This is a genomic window from Quadrisphaera sp. RL12-1S (assembly GCF_014270065.1).
GTDB lineage: Bacteria > Actinomycetota > Actinomycetes > Actinomycetales > Quadrisphaeraceae > Quadrisphaera.
In genome coordinates this window covers 1-17,720 of record NZ_JACNME010000012.1, presented here as the reverse complement: position 1 = coordinate 17,720, position 17,720 = coordinate 1, and the positions used below count along the sequence as shown (strand labels likewise).

The window sequence follows — 17,720 nt, the reverse complement described above, 5'->3', positions numbered from 1 at the left end:
ACGACGGACGCCGGCGCCGCGGCGGCCACGGTCACCGCCGCACGCTCCTCGGGCGCGCTTCAGGCGGGGCTGACCTGCAGCGGGGCGGTCCACAGCAGCCGGGTGCCGCCCTCGGCCCGTCGGCGCACGTCGAAGGTGCCGCCGCGGCGGGTGGCCCGCTGCTGCAGGCCCGCCAGGCCCGACCGCGCGGAGTCGGCCTCGATGCCGGCGCCGTCGTCGTCGACCTGGACCGCCACGGCGTCCGCCCCGGTGGCCGCGTCGGTGGCGGTGGCGTCCACCGTCACCACCAGGTGGGAGGCGAGCCCGTGGCGGACGGCGTTGCTGAGGCCCTCCCGGACCACGGCGACGACGTCGGTGGCCAGCACGCCGCTCACGAGCGCGTCGACCGCGCCGGTGGTGCGCACCGTGGTGGTCGCGCGCCCCGCCATCTCCTCGACCAGGTCGAGCAGCTGGCGGCGCAGCCCGCCGGCACCGGGGCTCACGTGCAGGCCGAAGATGGTGGTGCGCACGTCGCGCACCACCTCGTCGAGCTGGGACACCACCCCCGCCAGCCGGGTGCGGACCTCGGCCTGGTCAGTGTCCTGCAGCCGGGCGGTGAGCGCCTGCAGCGACAGCCCCGCCGCGAACAGGCGCTGGATGACGTGGTCGTGCAGGTCGTGGGCGATGCGGTCGCGGTCCTCCAGCACCGCCAGCCGCTGGGCGTCGGCGTGCAGGGACGCGTTCGCGATGGCGGTGCCGGCGACCGCGGCCAGGGCCTGCGCGACCTCGGAGTCCTCGGGGGTGAACCGGCCGTCGTCGCGGCCGGGGTCCTTCTCGGTGAGGTAGAGGTTGCCGAAGACCTCGCCCCGCACCACCACGGGCACGCCGAGGAAGCTGCGCATGGGCGGGTGCCCGGGCGGGAAGCCGACGGCCTGCGGGTCCGCGGTGAGGTCGTCGACGCGCAGCGGCCGGGGGTCGGCGATGAGGCGGCCCAGCACGCCGCGCCCCTCGGGGAGGTGGCCCAGCGACGCGGCGACGGCGGGGTCCATCCCGGTGTGCACGAACCTGTCGAGCCCGCGCCCGTCCGCGGAGATCACCCCCAGCGCGCCGTACCGCGCCCCCACCAGCTCGGTCGCGGCCTGCACCAGGCCGTGGAGGACGGCGTCGAGGTCGAGGTCGTTGATGGTCACCACCGCGTCGAGCAGGCGGCGCAGCCGGGCTTCCACGGCGCCCACCCTGCCGCGCTCGCCGCCACCCGGTCCAGGGCCCTCCGTCCCGGTGCCGCGCCAGGGGCGGGGGTCCCGCCGCCGCGGTGCGGCGGTCCTCCGCGCGGAGGACGCCGGCCGGGACCTCCGTCCCTGTCACCCCCGGGACCCTCCCCGTAGCGTCGACCGAGTGAGCGACGCCGCGACCCCCGCGCCCCCCGCAGCCGACAGCTCCCCGTCCGGGGCGCCGGCCGCCTCCGCCGTGGTGCGGGTGTTCCTCCTCGACGACCACGAGGTGGTGCGCCGCGGCGTGGCCGACGTGCTCAGCACCGACCCCGCGCTGGCGGTGGTGGGCGAGGCCAGCACCGCCGCCGAGGCCCTCGCCCGGGCGCCCGCGCTGCGCCCCGACGTCGCCGTGCTGGACGTGCGCCTGCCCGACGGGGACGGCGTCGCCGTGTGCCGCGAGCTGCGCTCGCGGATGCCGGACCTGCGCGTGCTCATGCTCACCAGCTACAGCGACGACGAGGCCCTGCTGGACTCGATCATGGCGGGGGCGTCCGGGTACCTGCTCAAGCAGGTGCTCGGGCAGGACCTCGTGGCGGCGGTGCGCACGGTGGCCGCCGGCGGGTCGCTGCTGGACCCGCGCGCGGCGTCGGTGGTGATGGAGCGGATGCGCCGCGGTGCCGAGCCCAGCGGGCCGCTGGCGGAGCTGTCCGAGCGGGAGCGGGAGGTGCTGGTGCTCATCGGGGAGGGCCTCACCAACCGCCAGATCGGCGAGCGGCTCTACATCGCCGAGAAGACGGTGAAGAACTACGTCTCGCACCTGCTGGCCAAGCTGGGGCTGGAGCGCCGCACGCAGGCGGCCGTGCTCGCCTCCGAGCTGCGCGGCTCCGGGGGCGTCCGCCGGGCTCGGTGAGCCGGCCGGCGGCGACGGGGGCGGTCAGCCGCGCACGAGCGCGCGCCCGCTGACCACCTGCACCGCCACCGCGAGGTACGTCGCCAGCGGCGAGGGCGCCCACGGCACCAGGCCGTCGGCGCGCAGCCGCGCCGCCAGGTGCGGGTCGGCCAGCACCCGCGCGGGGCCGACGGCGGTCACGGACCACCCGGTGCGGGCCTCCCGGTCCGCCTGGTCCACCTCGAAGGCCACCACCGCCCCGCGCACCGCCGCGGTGACCTTGTCCCCGGGCGTCGCGGCGACCACCACGTCACCCCCCACCACGGTGAAGGCGACGGGCACGACGGCCGGCAGCACCGCCTCGGTGTAGACGAGCCGGCCCACGCGCTGCCCGCGCAGCAGGTCCCAGCACTCCGCCTCGTCGAGCGGCACCAGCCGGCGGCCGTCCTGCGCGGTCCCGCGGTGGTGGGCCAGGGCGGTCACGGGTCGCACCCGACCGCGGGACCGCCGGCGCCGCCGGTCCCGTCCTCGCTCCCCGGCCGCCCCGCCGGCCCGGCACCCCGGCCGTGGACCACGTCCACCACCCCCGGCACGGTGCGCGCCAGCACCGCGGCCAGCTCCCGGTCCTCGCCGCCCACCGGCACCCCCGGCCGCGCCTCCAGGTGGACCACCCCGGCGTCCACCCGCACGTCCCAGCGCTCCTGCGGTGCGGGTCCCACCAGGGCCACCAGCGCGTCCAGCACCCCGCGCCGGACGGTCGGGTCGTGACCGGTGAGCACGGCGAGCAGCCGCTCCCGCGTCACCACGCCCACCAGCCCGCTCTGGTCGACCACGGCCAGGCACCGGACGTCGCGCAGGCGCAGCAGCGACAGCGCGAGCTCGACGTCGTCGTCGAGGTGGACCGGCACCGGGGCTGCCATGACCTCGGCCACGGTCCGCGGGGCGCCCGGGCCGTCCGGTTCCCCGGGGCCGCCGGGGCCGCCGCCGAGGAGGGCCCGTGCGGCGCGCAGGAGGTCGGCGTCGCAGACCGACCCCACCACGCGGCGGTCGCCGTCGACCACCGGCACCGCCGACCGGTGGTGGGCCACCAGCAGCGCCGCCGCCGTCCTGACGTCGTCGCTGGACCGCAGCGCCACCGCGTCGCGCTCCACGACCTCGCTGACCCTCATCCGCCACCTCCGCGACCGTCCCCCCGGCCGGCGGCCCCTGCCGCCGACGGCTGCACCAGGCTCTCCGGGGCGGCTCCGCGCCGACCAGGGCCGGAGGTCACACCCCGCGGGGGACGCGCGGGGCGGGACCTCCGTCCCTGTCGTGGCGGGCGGGGTGCGACGAGCCTGGGTGCGGTGACCGCACAGCTGCCCCGCCCCGTGCGCGAGGTGCCGCCCGGACGGGCCGACGGCCGCAGCGTCATCGGGTACGACGGCTCCTCCGCGGCCAGCGTGGCGCTGCAGTGGGCGGCCCAGCGCGCCCGCCGCTCCGGCACGCCGCTGGTGGTGCTGAGCGCCGTCGACGACCTGCGCGCGGTGCACCAGGAGGACGACGACGGCGGGGTGGACGGCGCGGTGGACGGCGGGGTGGACGTCGCGCTGGACGGCACCTCCACGGCGCAGGAGGCCCTCGAGGTCGGCGCGGCGGTGGAGGAGGCCTGGCGGACCGCCGAGGGCGTGGCCGCCGAGGGCGCGGCGCTCGCCGGTGCTGCGGGTGCCGACGCGACGCCGGTGAGCGTGCTGGGGGACGCGGCCGCGGCGCTGCTCGGCGCGTCCGCCAGCGCCGAGTCGGTGGTGGTGGCGCGCGGCGGGCCCACCCGGCTGGGACGCGTCGCGTTCTCGGTGGTCGACGCCGCCACGAGCCCCGTGGTCCTGGTGCGCGGCGCGGCGCACGTGCCCGGTCCGGACCACCCGGTGGTGGTGGGGCTCGACGGCTCGGCCAGCAGCGAGCGCGCGGCGCGCTTCGCGGCCGCCGAGGCCGCGGCCTCCGGCGCGCGCCTGGTGCTCGTGGCCGCCTGGGGCTGCGCACCGGGCGGCCCCGTGCGCACCACGGCCTGGCACCGCACCGCGAGCCCGGGCGGCGAGGACGGCGTGGCCGGCGGGGACGGCGAGGACGGCGTGGCCGGCGGGGACGGCGTCGAGCCGGCGGAGCTGGAGGCGATGGCCCGCCTGCGCGCCGCCACCGCGGCGGTGCGCGAGGTGGCGCCGGCGCTCGTCCTGGAGCGGCGCGCCGCCCGCGGCGCCGCCGCCGAGGTGCTGCTCGACCCAGCCCGGGGCGCCGGGCTGCTCGTGCTCGGGGCGCGCGGCACCGACGCCCGGGACGGCCGCGGCGGCCGCCTCGGGCTGACGGCGCTGGAGCTCCTCACGAGCGCGCCCTGCCCGGTGGCCGTCGTCCGCTGAGCCGTCCGCCGAGCCTCTCGCCGGGCCGTCCGCTGTCAGCCGAGCACGGCCACGAGCACCGTGACGTCGTCCTCGGCGCCCGCGCCCACCGCCTCCAGCACGGCGTCGCAGACGGCCCCCGCCGAGGAGGTGTCGCAGCCGGCGAGCAGCTCGGCCAGGGCCGCGTGGCGGTCGGCCAGGCCCTCCCCGCGCCGCTCGACCACCCCGTCGGAGAAGACCAGGAGCACCGACCCGGGCAGCGCCTCGAGCACGTGCTCGGCGCGTCGCACGTCCGTGATCCCCGCCGAACCGTCGGCCAGCCCGAGCAGCAGGTCACCGACCGGTCCCACCGCCTCCACCCGGCCGTCGGGGTGCCTCAGCAGCGGGGGCAGGTGCCCGGCGCTGGCGCACCTCAGCTGCCACGTCCCGGCGGGGCCGGGCCCGCGGGACGCCCGGCACACCACCGCCGTCGCCATGACCGCGGTGTCGGGCTCGCTGAGCACCTCGTCCAGCGCCGCGAGCAGCGCCGCCGGGGAGGTGCTGCCGAGGGCGCGCAGCGCCCCGCGCAGGCCGCCCCGCGCCTGGGCGACGGCCACCGCGGTCACGCCGTCGTGGCCGACCACGTCACCGACCGCCAGCACCACCGCGTCGTCGTCGGTGAGGGCGTCGGCCCAGTCGCCGCCCAGGCGGACGTCCTGGGCGGCGGGCAGGCTCACCGCCACCACGTCCAGGCCCGGCAGGGCGGTGGTCGACAGCGAGGGGGCCAGGCTGTCCCGCAGGGCGTCGGCCACCCGGTGCAGCTCCGCCACGGCGGCGCGCTCGGCCTCGAGCGCGGCGAGCCGGTCCAGCGCCTGACCGGTGAGCGCCGCGAGGGCCTCCACGAGCTCGCGATCGGCCCGGAGCCAGTCGCGGGGCTCGTCGAAGGCCAGCCCCAGGGCGCCGGCGCAGCGGTCGCCCACGAGCAGGGGGAGCACCACCGAGGCCTCGGTGCTCGAGGTCTCGTACAGCTCGCGGGCCTGCGGGAGCGCGTCCAGGGCCGCGGCGCGGTCGGGGAGGAACCACGCCTCGCCGGTGAGCGCGGCCCTCACCACGGGCAGGGGGTGCTGCTCGGGCAGGTCGGTGACGTCCACGCGCACGGCGCGGTCCCCAGCGGCACCGCGTGCGGCCTCGCGCGTGGTGGCGACCAGGGTGCGGACCACGCGCCGCTCGGGGTCGGGCAGGCACAGCGCGGCGGCGGTGGCGCCCATCGCCCGCGCCCCCTCGAGCGCGACAGCCGCGAGCACGTCCCCCTCGGACGCAGCGGCCCCGAGGGCGCGGGCGGCCTCCAGCAGCGCCGTCACGCGCGGCGCGGCGCCGTCGCCGGTGTCGTCCACGAGGTGATCGTGTGGCGCCGAGGGCGCCGGCAGACGGGTCGAAGGTCCCGTCGGCGTCATCCGCTCAGGGGACGTCCAGGAGCACCAGCACGTCCGCGACGCGCTCGGCGAAGTAGACGAGCATGCCCTCGTCGTCGTCGGTGAAGGGCGCGTCCCGGCCGAAGCGCAGCAGCGCGACCCCGCCGAGCAGGTCCTCGCCGCCGACCACGGGGGCGCCCATGACGGCGCGCAGCGGGTACCGCTGCAGCCACCGGGCCTGCTCCTCGGAGGCCAGCGCGGGGGCGCTGCCGGGCGGCAGGTGCCAGCGGGCCGGCCGGCGCTCCTCCACCACGGGGCGCCACAGGCCGGCGTCGGACAGCTCGGCGGTGTGGCTCATGATCTCCCCGATGGCGCCGCGGGCGCTCGGGTCGGGGTGGAACCAGGCCACCGGCACGAGCCTCTGGCGGTCCGCGGACAGGCGGCGCAGCGTCACCGCCTCCGAGGTGGCCAGGGAGAGGTGCTCCACCAGCTCCTGCAGCACGCCGCGCAGCCCGATGTCACGGGTGCTGCTCACTCGCGCCGACAGCCAGTCCTGCGCTGCGGTGGTCACGCGGCACCTCCGGGTCTCTTGCTGGCCGTGACCGTACCCCGCGGGAGGCGGTGGACGGCAGGGGCGGGCGGCTGGTCGGCGGGTCCGACCAGGCCCCACCCGGCCCGACCGGGTCCGGAGCCACTGCCCGGTCAGGCCCGGGAGGTCCACCGGGGACCGGTGAGGGCCCACTGCCGGGACCACCACCGGGCCCGCCAGCAGTCGACGGCCGCCCCCACCACCAGGCGGGCGGTGACGAGGCAGCACCACCAGGTGGCCACCAGGAGCGCCACCTGGCCCCAGGAGGCCACGGCGCGCTCGCGAGCACTGGTCACCGGCCGGGCGGTGCCCGCGTCGTCGGCCCAGACCAGCACGCGCGCCCCCGGGCGGGAGGTGACGTCCACCGGGACCAGGCCGGTGCGGGGCCGACCGTCCAGCCCGGTCCAGGACACCCGCACGCTCTGGTCCGCGGAGACCCCGGGACCGCTGCCGCCCGGCTCCGCCGCGGGCAGGAGGGGACCGTCGAGCACCTGCGCCTCGACCTGCCGCCGGCCCTGCGCCGCCGCCTGCTCCGCCAGCTCGAGCTGGTGGGCGCAGACCGCGTGCGCCGGGACGGCGGCGGGCAGCGCTGACACCCCGAGGGCCACCAGCACCAGCACCAGCGCCCCCTCGAGCCTGTCGCAGGTGCGGGCCAGGGGCGAGCGCCCCGGCAGGAGGAGCCGGCGGGTGCGCGCCACGCGTCCGCTGCCGCTCGGTCGCCGGGCCACCTCGACCACCTCCGTGCTGCGCGAGGCCGGTGCCGCGAGCGTGCGCGGCCGCAGCCCCTGCTACCAGGGTCTGACGTCCCGGGCTCGTCGCTGCGTGGGCTCCCGCGCCTCCGGGGGACTGCAGGAGGGGGCCGAAGGTCCCTTTCGGTGACGGGTCGTCACCCGCTGTGATGCGGAGTGTCGTCGCGGCCGTGAGGAGGCGCATCGCGTGGAGCTGTGCCAGACCGTTCCCGCACCGGTGGCGGACGCCCCGTCGCAGGCCCCGTCGCAGGCCCCGCCCGTGCCGCTGCCCCTGCCGCTGCCCCTCCCGCTGGGAGAGCGCGTGCAGCTGCTGGTGGCCGAGTACGCCGGAGCGCTGGCCCCCGCCCTGGTGGTCGCCGTGGCCGAGGCCGCTGCCGCCGCCCTGCGCGCCCTCGGTGGCAGCGCGGGTGCTGGCGCTGACGGGGAGGACTTCGCGTCCGCGTGGCTGGACACCACCCGCCGCCGCCTCAGCGACCAGGTGGTCCTGGAGCTCGCCAGCGCCCGCCGCGCCGAGCTCGCCCGGGGCTGCTGAGCAGGCCCGATCAGCCCTCGCGGGTCCCGCGGACCACGGCCACCGGCGTCCGCGACCCGTGCACCACCGCGGTGCTGGTGGACCCCAGCACCAGGGCGCCCGTCCGGGTGCGTCCCCGGGACCCGACCACCACCAGCCCGGCCGCCTCGCCCGCGGCCAGCAGCACCCGGTCGGGTGCCCCGCGCTGCGCCAGCACGGACGCGCTCAGCCCCGGGTGCTCGGCGCGCAGCCGCCAGACCAGCGCGGCGGCGCTCTCCCGCAGCTCCCCGCCGCGCCCGTCACCGGGCTGCAGCACCGGGACCACCTCCAGCTCGGCGCCCGCGCGCGCCGCCTGCGCGGCGGCGAACCGGGCCGCCGCCAGCGCGGGCCCCGACGCGTCGTAGCCGACCACCACGGGGACGCCCGGGCCGGGGCGCGGGACGTCGCCGTCGCGGACCACTACCACCGGGCAGGCCGAGCGCGCTGCCACGGAGAACGAGACGGACCCGAGCAGCGCGGCCGTCAGCCGAGCGCGCCCGCGGTTGCCGAGCACCAGCGCGTCCAGCTCCTCGGAGCACTCGAGCAGCAGGTCCTGCGGTCCGAGCAGGCCGGTGGTGCGGCCGACCTCCACGGCGGTGGCCCCCGGCGCCGCCACGGCGCGCAGCTCCTCCAGCGCGTCCAGCGCGGCCTGCGCCCCGCTCGAGCTCATCTCGCGCACCAGCGCCGGGAGGTCGGGGTGGGCGGTGGGGTCCAGCCACACGGCGTAGGCACCGGCGGCGTGCAGCACGGTCAACGGGCACGAGCGCGCGGCGGCCTCGGCCGCGGCCCAGCGCACGGCCTCCGCCGACGACGGCGACCCGTCCCAGCCGACCCCGACCCCCCGCGCGCGCGTCCACGCCGGCCCCACCTCGCCGTCCGGCGGTCCCGCCTGCTGCGGCACCCGCGCCGCCGCCGCTGGCGGGACGGGCGCGTCCGGACGCCCCTCCGGCACGTCGTCCCGGGGGTGCTCGAGCTGGTGCGACGACACGTCAGCAGCGTGGTGAGGTGACCGGGGGAGGGGCAGGTCCTCGGGTCCCGGGCGGCGGGGACCTCCTGCCCTACCGCGCGCCGGCGCCGGGACCGGTCCGGCCGACGGGGTCCTCGGCCAGCCCGGCCCGCCGCGCCCGCGCCGCGGCCTCCTCGCGGGTGGCCACGCCCAGCTTGACCAGCACCGACGACAGGTGGTTGGCCACCGTCTTGGGCGCCAGCCCCAGCTCGGCCGCGGTGCTGGCCCCGCCCATCCCGCGGGCGGCGCAGCGGAGCACGTCGCGCTCGCGCGGCGTCAGCTGCGGGAACGGGGCGCAGGGGTGCGAGCCGGTCAGCAGGCGCGGGTCCACGTCCCGCAGGGACCCGGTGACCACCACACCTCCCGCGGCCACCGTGCGGACGGCGGCCAGCAGCTCCTCGACGGGCCCGTCCTTGAGCAGGTACCCGCGGGCCCCGGCCCGCAGCGCCGCCTCGCAGCTGTCGACGTCGTCGTGCATCGTCAGCACCAGCACACCCGGGGGCTGCGGCAGCGCCCGCAGCTCCGCGGCGGCCGCCAGGCCGCTGCGCCCGGGCAGCTCGAGGTCGAGCACCACCAGCTCCGGAGCCAGCCGCCGGGCCAGGTCCACCGCCTCCTGCGCCGTGGCGGCCTCGCCCGCCACGACCAGCTCGTCCACGGCGCCCAGCAGCGCCACCAGCCCCCGGCGCACCACGGGGTGGTCGTCCACCACGAGCACCGACAGCCGCCCAGCGCTCCAGCCCGCCACCCCGCCCGCCACCCCGCCCGTCATCCCGTCACCACCGGGGGCGGGAGGGGGACGTCGACGACGACGCGCCCGCCCTGCGGGGTCGGCCCGGCCCACCACGTGCCTCCGAGCTCAGCGGTGCGGCGCGCGATGCCGCGCAGACCGGTCCCGGCCTCCCACGGCACCGGGTCGTGGCACCCGGCGGTGCTGTCGAGCACCTCCAGCTCCGCGCGCTCGCCCACCCGCAGCCTCACCAGGGCCCGCTCGGCGCGCCCGTGCCGGGCGGCGTTGTGCAGCGCCTCCACCGCGGTCCGGTACAGCGCCACCTCCACGTCCTCCGGCAGCGGGGGGCCACCGCCGGGGCCGCCCGGGAGGTCGAGGTCCACCAGCAGGGGCTGCTGGGCGCCGTCCGCCGCCGTCCGCGGCACCCGCCCCACCCGCTCGGCCTCGGCGCGCAGCGCCTCCACCAGCGTCCGCCCCTCCAGCCCCGCCGGCTGCAGCCCGTCCACGATCCGGCGGACCTCCCGGGAGGCGGCCGCCACGTCCTGCGCGATGGACCCGGCCACGGCCGCTGCCGCGGCCACCCCGTCGTCCGCCCCGTCGCACGGGCGCGAGGAGGTGGCCGGCAGCAGGTGCTGGACCGCCGCGGCCGAGAAGGCGATGCCGGCCAGCGCCGGCCCCAGGCCGTCGTGCAGGTCCTGGCGGATGCGCTCGCGCTCGTCGGCGCGCGCGGCCAGCGCCTCCAGGCGGGCCCGCTGCAGCTGCTCGGTCAGCTCGGTGGCCCGCAGCGCCACCGCCAGCGGCGCGGAGATGGCCGCCACGGCCCGCCGGTCGGCGCGGGACAGCGCCGCCTGCCCCCGCCGCGGGCTCACCACCAGCGCCCCGCCCGGCAGCGCGAGGCGCTCCCCGTCGACGTCCCCGTCGACGTCCCCGTCGACGTCCTGCTCGACGTGCCCGTCGACGTGCCCGGCGCTCCACCCCGAGGAGGCGACCACGCGATCCGCCCCGTCCACCAGCACCGCGCGCGGCAGCCGCAGCACCTCCGCGAGCGAGGCGACAGCGCCGTCCAGCCCCGCCCGCCCGGCGCTCAGGTGCGGCGCGAGCGACTCGAGCACCGCCACCGGGTCTCGCCGCTGGCCGTACAGGGCCCGCTCCACCCGGCCGACCACCGCCGCGTGCAGGGGCGCCACCACGGCGGCCGTGACGGCGGCCGCCGCGGCCACCGTCGTCGTGCTGCCGCTGACGGTCCCGGCCAGGAGCACCACCAGCACCACGGCCGCCGCGAACACCCCGGCGGCCAGCCCCGCCAGCACGCCGTAGGCGAGGGCGCGCGCCACCACCAGGCGGATGTCGAGCAGCTGGTGGCGCACCACCGCCACCGCTACCGCGCCCGGGACCAGCGGCAGCACGGCCGCGATGCGCAGCGGGTCGACCCCGTCGGTGGGCAGGAGCACCGCGACCGTCGTCACGGCCGTCGCGACGAGCACCCACAGCAGCTGGCGGCGGACCACGTCGTCCCCTCGCACCCACCGCCACGCGAGCAGGGCCACCGAGGCCAGCAGCAGGCCCGTGCCGCGCAGGCCGCTGACGGGCTGCACCCAGCCCGGTGCCGCGGACACCCAGGCGGGCGGTCCCAGCTGCTCGCCGCGCAGGGTGAACCCCACCGGGTCCAGCACCGACCACGCGAACAGCGGCCCGCTCACCACGAGGAGCACCGCCACCGGTCGCCAGGCGCGGTGCGCCAGGGTCCCGGTGGGGAAGACGAGCAGGAGCAGGGGGATGAGGACGGCGACGGCGGGCGTCCACACCAGCTCCCCGGCCAGGGCCGACGCGGACACCACCCCGCGCGGGGCGCCGGCCGCCGCGAGCGCCGCGGTGGCGGGGATGACCAGGGCCGCGGCGGCGTAGCAGGCCCCCGAGGCGAGCAGGAGCCGGCCGACGGCGTGGCCCGGGCGCGCGAGGACCACGGGGGCGGCGGCGGCCGTGAGGCTCAGCGCGGCGGCGCTGTCGGTGACGGCGAAGCCCTCGACCAGCTCGGGCCAGGTGACCCCGGCGGCCAGCCCCACCGGGGGACCGAGCAGCGCGGCGGCGGTGCTGGCCACCACGAGCACCAGGCCCGCGGACCAGCGCCGTCGCACCGGGCGGGGATCCTCCACGCGCCGATGGTGGACGCGGTCGGCGTGCCGCGCCAGGGCCTGGCGGGCACGGTCCCCGCGCGGACCCGGGAGACCGTCCCGGGTGCGTCCCGGGCTGCGCCCCTGCCGGCGCGGTGCCCGCCGGGCGGAGCGTGGGAGCACCGGGCGGCACCGGCCGCCGGGGCACCCGAGGAGGAGCCGTGAGCACCACCCGCCATCCGTCCTTCACCAGCCCGTCGTCCGCCTCCCCTCCCGTCGTGACCGGGGCCGGGACCGGGGCTCTCTCGCTGGCCGCTCCACCGCACGACCTGCGCCGCGCGGCCCGCTGGACCGCCGCCCTGCTGCTGCCGGTGGGCCCGGCGGTCATCACGGCGGGCCGGATGGGGCTGCCGTACTGGACCACCGACACCCCGGCGCAGATCGTGGACGGGATCCTCGGCGACCGCGCCTGGATGTCCGCGATGCAGTGGGCGGGAGCGGTGGCCTCGCCGGCGCTGCTGCTGGGGGTGCTGGCGCTGCACCGCCTCGCCCGGCGCGGCTCGCCGCGGCTGGCGGCCGCCGGGGCGGCGCTGGCGTTCACCGCCTACGCCTGCTGGGGCGCCGCGGGCAACAGCGAGCAGCTGGTGCTCGCCGGGGCGGACGCGGGCGTCCCGCGGGACGCGCTCCTGGCCCTCGGGACCGCCGTGGACGGCTCGGCGCTGTCGATGACCACCGGCCTGCTGTGGGTGGTCGGCCACATCGTGGGCACGGTGCTGCTGGGCGTCGCGCTGCTGCGTGCCCGCGCGGTGCCCCGGTGGGCGGCGTGGCTGCTGGTGCTCAGCCAGCCGCTGCACTTCGTGGCGGCGGTGGTGGTGCCCAGCCGGGCCCTCGACTTCGTGGGCTGGGGCGGCACGACGCTGGCCTGCGCCGTGGCGGCCTGGTCCGTGCTGCGCACCCGCGACGACGACTGGGACGTCCCGCCGGTCGCGAGCGTCCGGGGCTCGCGGTGACCGGGGCCGGGGCCGGGGCCGAGGTGGGGTCGGCGGTCGTGCCGCTGGTCGTCCAGCTCGTGCAGTTCGACGGGCCGCGCAGCCAGCGCCACGTCGAGGCCTCCCAGCGCGCCTCCCGCGAGCGCATCACGCCGCTCGTGGAGGCGCACCCCGAGCTGCGCGACGGCCTCCTCGGAGGTCTGCGCTGCGTGGCGCCGGACGGCGGTGAGTGCCTCGTGGTGATCGCGCGCGACGCGGCGGCGCTGGACGCCCTGGCCGCGCTGGCCACCGGCTCCGAGCTGCTGCCCGGGGAGGACCCGGCCCTGCTGCCGGGGCCCGACCGCGTCCTCCGGTACGACCGCGTCGAGGTCAGGGGCCGGTTCGCCGACGCCCTCGTCGAGGTGTCCCGGTGAGCGCACCCTCGCCCCTGCGCGGCCCCGGCCCCGTGCCCCACCTGCCGCACCTGCCAGGCCCCGGCCGGTGGCGGCTGGTGCCCGGGGCGAGCCGGGCGGGGTTCCGCGTGCGCGACAAGCTCGTCACCGCGGTGGAGGGGACCATGCCGGTGCTCGGCGGCACCGTCACCGTCGACGACGGCGGCGCGGTGGTGCGCGCCGTCGTGCGCGTGGACGCGACGGCGGTCAGCACCGGCAACGAGCGCCGGGACCGGGAGCTGGGCAGGCCCCGGTTCCTCAGCACGGGCGCGCACCCCGTGGTGGAGGTCCGCACCACCACCACTGCCGCCATCGCCTCGTCCACCGGGCAGGACGACGGGCAGGACGACGTCAGCACAGGACACGTCCACGCCCACGCCGTCGTCCTCGCCCGCGGGGCCAGCGCCCCCGTCGAGCTGACCGCCACGCTCCAGCCACCACCGGCGGCGGTCCCGCACGGGGTCCGGGTGCGCGTGCGCGGCCGCCTCGACCGGCGACCGCTGGGGATCGCGGCGCCGACCGTCCTCGTCGGGCGCTTCCTCGACCTCGAGGCCGACCTCGTCCTCGAGCCCGACGCCGACGGCCCGCCCCGCTCCGGCGCCGGAGCGCCCTGAGCGGGGCGGGCCCCAGCCGAGGAGTCCGGCTGCTCAGCCGCGGGGCTCCACGAGGTGCTCCACGTAGGCGACGGTGGTGAGGAACGGCGGCAGCCGGTCCCCGAGGGCCACCGCGCGGAACACCTCCGCGGCCTCGTCCACGTGGTCTCCCGGACGCCGCGGCAGCCACTCCACGACGTCCTCCAGCACCGCCTCCACGCGCTCGCGGGTGATCGGCCGGCCGTCGTCGGCGGTCACCGCGCCCCACCGGACCCACTGCCACACCTGGGCCCGGGAGATCTCCGCCGTGGCGGCGTCCTCCATGAGCCCGTCGATGGCGACGGCGCCGGTCCCCCCGAGCCACGCCGCGACGTAGCGCACCGCCGCGGAGACGTTGGTGCGCAGCCCGTCGGAGGTGATCCGCCCCGGCACCGACGCCAGGTCGAGCAGCCGAGCGGCGGTGGTGGGGTCCGACGGGAGCGGCTCGGGCGCGGCGGGCCGCTCGCCGGCGGCGGGGGAGCGCTCGGCGTCGAAGGCGGCCTGCGCCACCGCGACCAGGCCGGGGTGGGCCACCCACGAGCCGTCGAAGCCCATCGCCGCCTCGCGCTCCTTGTCGCTGCGGACCTTCTCCAGCGCCCGCGCGGTCGCCCCCGGGTCCGACCGCTGCGGGATGAAGGCGCTCATCCCGCCGATCGCCTGCGCCCCGCGCCGCTGGCACGTCTGGACCAGCAGCTGGGCGTAGGTGGCCATCGGCGGCACGGTCATGGTGATGTCGGCGCGGTCCGGCAGCACCCAGCGCGGGCCGCGCTCGGAGAAGGTCTTGATGGCCGAGAAGATGTAGTCCCACCGGCCGGCGTTGAGCCCCGCGCAGTGGTCGCGCAGCTCGTAGAGGATCTCCTCCATCTCGAAGGCGGCGTGGACCGTCTCCACCAGCACGGTGGCGCGCACGGTCCCGTGGGCCAGGCCGAGGTGCTCCTCGGTGGCGGTGAACACCTCGTCCCACAGCCGCGCCTCCAGGTGGCTCTGCAGCTTGGGCAGGTAGGCGTACGGGCCCTTGCCGGCAGCGACCAGCTCGCGCGCGCACCCGGTGGCGAACAGCGCCCAGTCCACCAGCGACGCCGAGGCCGGGCAGCCCTGGCCCGACGGGTCGCGCGGGTCGGCGATGCGCAGGTGCTTCTCCACCAGGTGCCACCCGCGCGGCCTCATGACGATGGTGGTGTCGACAGCGCGGTGCCCGGGCCCGGCGACCCCGCCCTCGGCCACGGGCAGCACCTCGTAGAGGCGCCCGTCGGGAGCGGTGTGCCGGAGCTGGCCGCGGACGGCGTCGCGCAGCACCAGCTGGGAGGTGATGACGTTCTCCCAGGTGGGGGAGGCGGCGTCCTCCAGGTCGGCCAGCCACACCCGCGCCCCGGAGTTGAGGGCGTTGACGGCCATCTTCGGCTCGCACGGCCCGGTGATCTCCACCCGGCGGTCCTCCAGGCCCGGACCGGGACCGGCGACCCGCCAGGACCGGTCTCGCCGGACCTGCTCGGTCTGGGGCAGGAAGCCCGGCGTGAACCCGCCGTCGATGCGCTTCTGCCGCTCCACCCGCGCCTGCAGCAGCTCGTGCCGGCGCCCCGCGAACCTGCGGTGCAGCTCACCGAGCAGGGCCAGCGCCTCGTCGGTGAGCACCTCCTCGGCGCGCTCGGTCATGGTGCCGAGCACCTGGACGCCGTGGCGCGGCAGCAGCGGCCGCCGCTGGCCGCGGGCGTCGTCGTCCTGACGGCTGTCGGGGACGACGACGAGGGGGGAGTCCCAGCGGCGCATCGGCGCGAACCCGGTCCGCGCGCCGAAGTCGCTGGTCAGGGGCTGCTGGGCGGTCTGCGCGCTCATCAGTGAGCACCTCCCTCGAGCTGCTCGCCGAACTGCTCGGACTCGGTGGAGCCGTGCAGGGCGAGGGTGGTGCTGGCGGGGTCGACGGCGGTGGAGACCCTGTCGAAGTACCCCGTGCCGACCTCGCGCTGGTGGCGGGTGGCGGTGTAGCCGTCCGCCTCGGCGGCGAACTCGGCCTCCTGCAGCTCCACGTAGGCGCTCATCGCGCGCTCGGAGTACCCGCGGGCCAGCTGGTACATGGAGTGGTTGAGGGCGTGGAAGCCGGCCAGGGTGATGAACTGGAAGGCGTAGCCCATGGCCGCCAGCTCGCGCTGGAACCGGGCGATGGTGGCGTCGTCGAGGTGGCGCTTCCAGTTGAACGACGGCGAGCAGTTGTACGCCAGCAGCTTGCCGGGGAAGCGGGCGTGGACGGCCTCGGCGAACCGACGCGCCAGGTCCAGGTCGGGCACGGACGTCTCCACCCACAGCAGGTCGGCGACCTCGGCGTAGGCGAGCCCGCGCACGACGGTGGTCTCCTCCCCGGGCCGGGTGCGGAAGAAGCCCTCGGCGGTGCGCTCGCCGGTGAGGAAGGGCCGGTCGCGCTCGTCGACGTCGCTGGTGATGAGGTCGGCGGCGAGGGAGTCGGTGCGGGCGATGATCACCGTGTCGGTGCCGGCGACGTCGGCGGCCAGGCGCGCGGCCGCCAGGGTGCGCAGGTGCTGGGAGGTGGGGACGAGGACCTTGCCGCCCAGGTGCCCGCACTTCTTGGCGCTGGAGAGCTGGTCCTCCCAGTGCACGCCGGCCGCGCCGGCCTCGATCATCGCGGTCATGAGCTCGTAGGCGTTGAGCGGACCGCCGAAGCCGGCCTCGGCGTCGGCGACGACCGGGGCGAGCCAGTCGCGGGTGGCGACCCCGCCGTTCTCGAGCCTGTCGATCTGGTCGGCGCGCAGCAGGGCGTTGTTGATCCGCCGGACCACGGTGGGGACGGAGTCGACGGGGTAGAGCGACTGGTCGGGGTAGGTGTGCCCGGAGGTGTTGGCGTCCGCGGCGACCTGCCAGCCCGACAGGTAGATGGCCTCCAGGCCGGCGCGGACCTGCTGGACGGCCTGGTTGCCGGTCAGCGCCCCCAGCGCCGGCACCCACTCGCGGGTGTGCAGCTGGCGCCAGAGGCGCTCGGCGCCGCGGCGGGCGAGGGTGTGGTCCACCGCGACCGAGCTGCGCAGCGCCACGACGTCCTCGGCGGTGTGGGTGCGCGTGATGCCGGCCCAGCGGGGGTCGCTGGCCCAGCGGGCGGCGATCTGCTCGGCGGTCTCGGTCTGGTCCCCCGGCAGCGGCGTGCTCGTGCGGTGGCTCGTGGGGTCGGTGGTGGTGCTCGGGCGCTCGGCCAGCGTGGTCATGGCGGTCTCCTCGGCGGTGGCGGTGAAAGGGGGGCCCGTCCGGTGCTGCACGGTCGGGCGCAGCGCCGGTCGGGAGGTTGGTGGGAGGTTGGTCACCCGCCAGCAGGACGACGGTTCGTCGTCGTGAGAGGACTCTGCGGGCCCGCTTCTCGTCGTCGCCAGGGTCTTCTCGCGAGAACTTCCGCCCTTCTTCTGCTTCCGCGAACCCGGGCTCGTCTGTCACGCTGCGCCGGTGAGCGCCGACGCCACCTCCAGCCCGACCTCTAGCCCGGCCGCCCGCCCCACCGCCCGTCCCGCCGCACCGCCCACCGGCCTGGACGCCCTCACCGTGGGGCGCCGGGTGCGGCACCTGCGCACCGCCCGCGGCATGACGCTGGAGGAGCTGGCCACCGCCGTGGGGCGCGCGCCCAGCCAGGTGTCGGTGCTGGAGAACGGCCGGCGCGAGCCCAAGCTGGCGCTGCTGCAGGCGGTGGCCGCGGCGCTGGGCTGCCCGCTGGCGGAGCTGCTGCAGGAGGCCCCGCCGTCGCACCGGGACGCCCTGGAGATCACCCTGGAGCGCTACCAGCGCGGCGCCGTCTTCGCCGGGCTCGGGTTGCCCGAGGTGCGGGTGGGCCGCGGGCTGCCCACCGACGTCCTGGAGCTGCTGGTGGGGCTGCAGGAGGAGGTGCTGCGCCTGCACGCCGAGCGCTCCGCCACGCCGGAGGAGGCGCGGCGCGCCAACGCCGAGCTGCGCGCGCAGATGCGCGCCCGCGACAACCACGAGCCGGTCCTGGAGGAGCGCGCCGCGGAGCTGCTGCGCGCGGTCGGCCACACCGGCGGGCCGCTGTCGCAGGGCCGCGCGGCGGCGCTGGCCACCCACCTCGGCTTCTCGCTGCACTACGTGGCGGACCT

At 78.3% G+C, this 17,720-nt stretch carries 18 protein-coding genes; 7 read left to right on the top strand and 11 right to left on the bottom strand.

The window, feature by feature from the left end; genetic code table 11:
- Positions 1 to 59: 59 nt before the first annotated feature.
- Positions 60 to 1,205 carry a GAF domain-containing sensor histidine kinase gene (locus H7K62_RS17435; RefSeq protein WP_222437800.1) on the bottom strand — a complete coding sequence of 382 codons (1,146 nt, stop codon included), beginning with the start codon at positions 1,203 to 1,205 and terminating at the stop codon, positions 60 to 62.
- 241 nt (positions 1,206 to 1,446) lie between these two features.
- Here H7K62_RS17435 and H7K62_RS17430 point away from each other — a divergent pair, with 241 nt between their 5' ends.
- A complete protein-coding gene (locus H7K62_RS17430) occupies positions 1,447 to 2,100 on the top strand; it encodes a response regulator transcription factor (RefSeq protein ID WP_186721096.1) in 654 nt (217 codons plus the stop codon).
- Positions 2,101 to 2,124: 24 nt separating this feature from the next.
- Here H7K62_RS17430 and H7K62_RS17425 read toward each other — a convergent pair whose 3' ends face one another.
- Both H7K62_RS17425 and H7K62_RS17420 read right to left on the bottom strand, forming a co-directional pair.
- Entirely contained in the window at positions 2,125 to 2,562 is a 438-nt protein-coding gene (locus H7K62_RS17425; protein WP_186720840.1) for a pyridoxamine 5'-phosphate oxidase family protein, read from the bottom strand.
- Complete coding sequence (locus H7K62_RS17420) at positions 2,559 to 3,248, bottom strand: CBS domain-containing protein (RefSeq protein WP_186720837.1); 690 nt, start codon at positions 3,246 to 3,248, stop codon at positions 2,559 to 2,561. The genes H7K62_RS17425 and H7K62_RS17420 overlap by 4 nt, the downstream gene beginning before the upstream one ends.
- Positions 3,249 to 3,422: 174 nt before the next feature.
- Between H7K62_RS17420 and H7K62_RS17415 the strand changes: the two genes are divergently transcribed.
- Positions 3,423 to 4,466 carry a universal stress protein gene (locus H7K62_RS17415; RefSeq protein ID WP_186720830.1) on the top strand — a complete coding sequence of 348 codons (1,044 nt, stop codon included), beginning with the start codon at positions 3,423 to 3,425 and terminating at the stop codon, positions 4,464 to 4,466.
- A 35-nt stretch (positions 4,467 to 4,501) separates the two neighbouring features.
- Here the strand turns inward: H7K62_RS17415 and H7K62_RS17410 are convergent, their stop codons facing one another.
- From H7K62_RS17410 to H7K62_RS24205, 3 genes are all read right to left on the bottom strand, one after another.
- Positions 4,502 to 5,818 carry a PP2C family protein-serine/threonine phosphatase gene (locus tag H7K62_RS17410; protein ID WP_186720828.1) on the bottom strand — a complete coding sequence of 439 codons (1,317 nt, stop codon included), beginning with the start codon at positions 5,816 to 5,818 and terminating at the stop codon, positions 4,502 to 4,504.
- A 64-nt stretch (positions 5,819 to 5,882) separates the two neighbouring features.
- On the bottom strand, positions 5,883 to 6,407 hold the full coding sequence (locus tag H7K62_RS24210; protein WP_186720826.1) for a GAF domain-containing protein: 525 nt from the start codon (positions 6,405 to 6,407) through the stop codon (positions 5,883 to 5,885).
- A 131-nt stretch (positions 6,408 to 6,538) separates the two neighbouring features.
- Entirely contained in the window at positions 6,539 to 7,153 is a 615-nt protein-coding gene (locus H7K62_RS24205) for an Rv1733c family protein (protein ID WP_186720824.1), read from the bottom strand.
- A gap of 208 nt (positions 7,154 to 7,361) precedes the next feature.
- Here H7K62_RS24205 and H7K62_RS17395 point away from each other — a divergent pair, with 208 nt between their 5' ends.
- On the top strand, positions 7,362 to 7,706 hold the full coding sequence (locus tag H7K62_RS17395; RefSeq protein ID WP_186720822.1) for a hypothetical protein: 345 nt from the start codon (positions 7,362 to 7,364) through the stop codon (positions 7,704 to 7,706).
- Between the two features lie 10 nt (positions 7,707 to 7,716).
- On the opposite strand, the gene H7K62_RS17390 is transcribed toward H7K62_RS17395, so the two are convergent.
- The 3 genes from H7K62_RS17390 to H7K62_RS24200 all read right to left on the bottom strand — a co-directional run bounded on the left by H7K62_RS17390 (position 7,717) and on the right by H7K62_RS24200 (position 11,610).
- Positions 7,717 to 8,712: a universal stress protein gene (locus H7K62_RS17390; protein WP_186720820.1), complete on the bottom strand. Its 996-nt coding sequence runs from the start codon at positions 8,710 to 8,712 to the stop codon at positions 7,717 to 7,719.
- Positions 8,713 to 8,782: 70 nt separating this feature from the next.
- Complete coding sequence (locus tag H7K62_RS17385) at positions 8,783 to 9,499, bottom strand: response regulator (RefSeq protein ID WP_186720818.1); 717 nt, start codon at positions 9,497 to 9,499, stop codon at positions 8,783 to 8,785.
- Positions 9,496 to 11,610: a sensor histidine kinase gene (locus tag H7K62_RS24200; protein ID WP_186720816.1), complete on the bottom strand. Its 2,115-nt coding sequence runs from the start codon at positions 11,608 to 11,610 to the stop codon at positions 9,496 to 9,498. The genes H7K62_RS17385 and H7K62_RS24200 overlap by 4 nt, the downstream gene beginning before the upstream one ends.
- Positions 11,611 to 11,789: 179 nt before the next feature.
- Here H7K62_RS24200 and H7K62_RS17375 point away from each other — a divergent pair, with 179 nt between their 5' ends.
- From H7K62_RS17375 to H7K62_RS17365, 3 genes are read left to right on the top strand one after another with little or no spacing between them, the layout of a single operon-like run.
- Positions 11,790 to 12,578, top strand: coding sequence for a DUF4386 family protein (locus H7K62_RS17375; RefSeq protein ID WP_186720814.1), 789 nt, complete (start codon positions 11,790 to 11,792; stop codon positions 12,576 to 12,578).
- On the top strand, positions 12,575 to 12,970 hold the full coding sequence (locus H7K62_RS17370) for a hypothetical protein (protein WP_186720813.1): 396 nt from the start codon (positions 12,575 to 12,577) through the stop codon (positions 12,968 to 12,970). The genes H7K62_RS17375 and H7K62_RS17370 overlap by 4 nt, the downstream gene beginning before the upstream one ends.
- Positions 12,967 to 13,602: a YceI family protein gene (locus H7K62_RS17365; RefSeq protein ID WP_186720811.1), complete on the top strand. Its 636-nt coding sequence runs from the start codon at positions 12,967 to 12,969 to the stop codon at positions 13,600 to 13,602. The genes H7K62_RS17370 and H7K62_RS17365 overlap by 4 nt, the downstream gene beginning before the upstream one ends.
- Before the next feature lie 33 nt (positions 13,603 to 13,635).
- Here H7K62_RS17365 and aceB read toward each other — a convergent pair whose 3' ends face one another.
- Together aceB and aceA are read right to left on the bottom strand one after the other, a co-directional pair.
- Complete coding sequence (gene aceB, locus H7K62_RS17360) at positions 13,636 to 15,453, bottom strand: malate synthase A (protein WP_255480665.1); 1,818 nt, start codon at positions 15,451 to 15,453, stop codon at positions 13,636 to 13,638.
- The gene (gene aceA / locus H7K62_RS17355; RefSeq protein ID WP_186720809.1) at positions 15,453 to 16,829 is read right to left on the bottom strand and encodes an isocitrate lyase; all 1,377 of its coding nucleotides are present in this window, start codon (positions 16,827 to 16,829) and stop codon (positions 15,453 to 15,455) included. The genes aceB and aceA overlap by 1 nt, the downstream gene beginning before the upstream one ends.
- Before the next feature lie 232 nt (positions 16,830 to 17,061).
- Here aceA and H7K62_RS17350 point away from each other — a divergent pair.
- Positions 17,062 to 17,720, top strand: a 659-nt coding sequence (locus tag H7K62_RS17350) for a helix-turn-helix domain-containing protein (RefSeq protein WP_222437798.1), incomplete at its 3' end; no start/stop codon positions are given.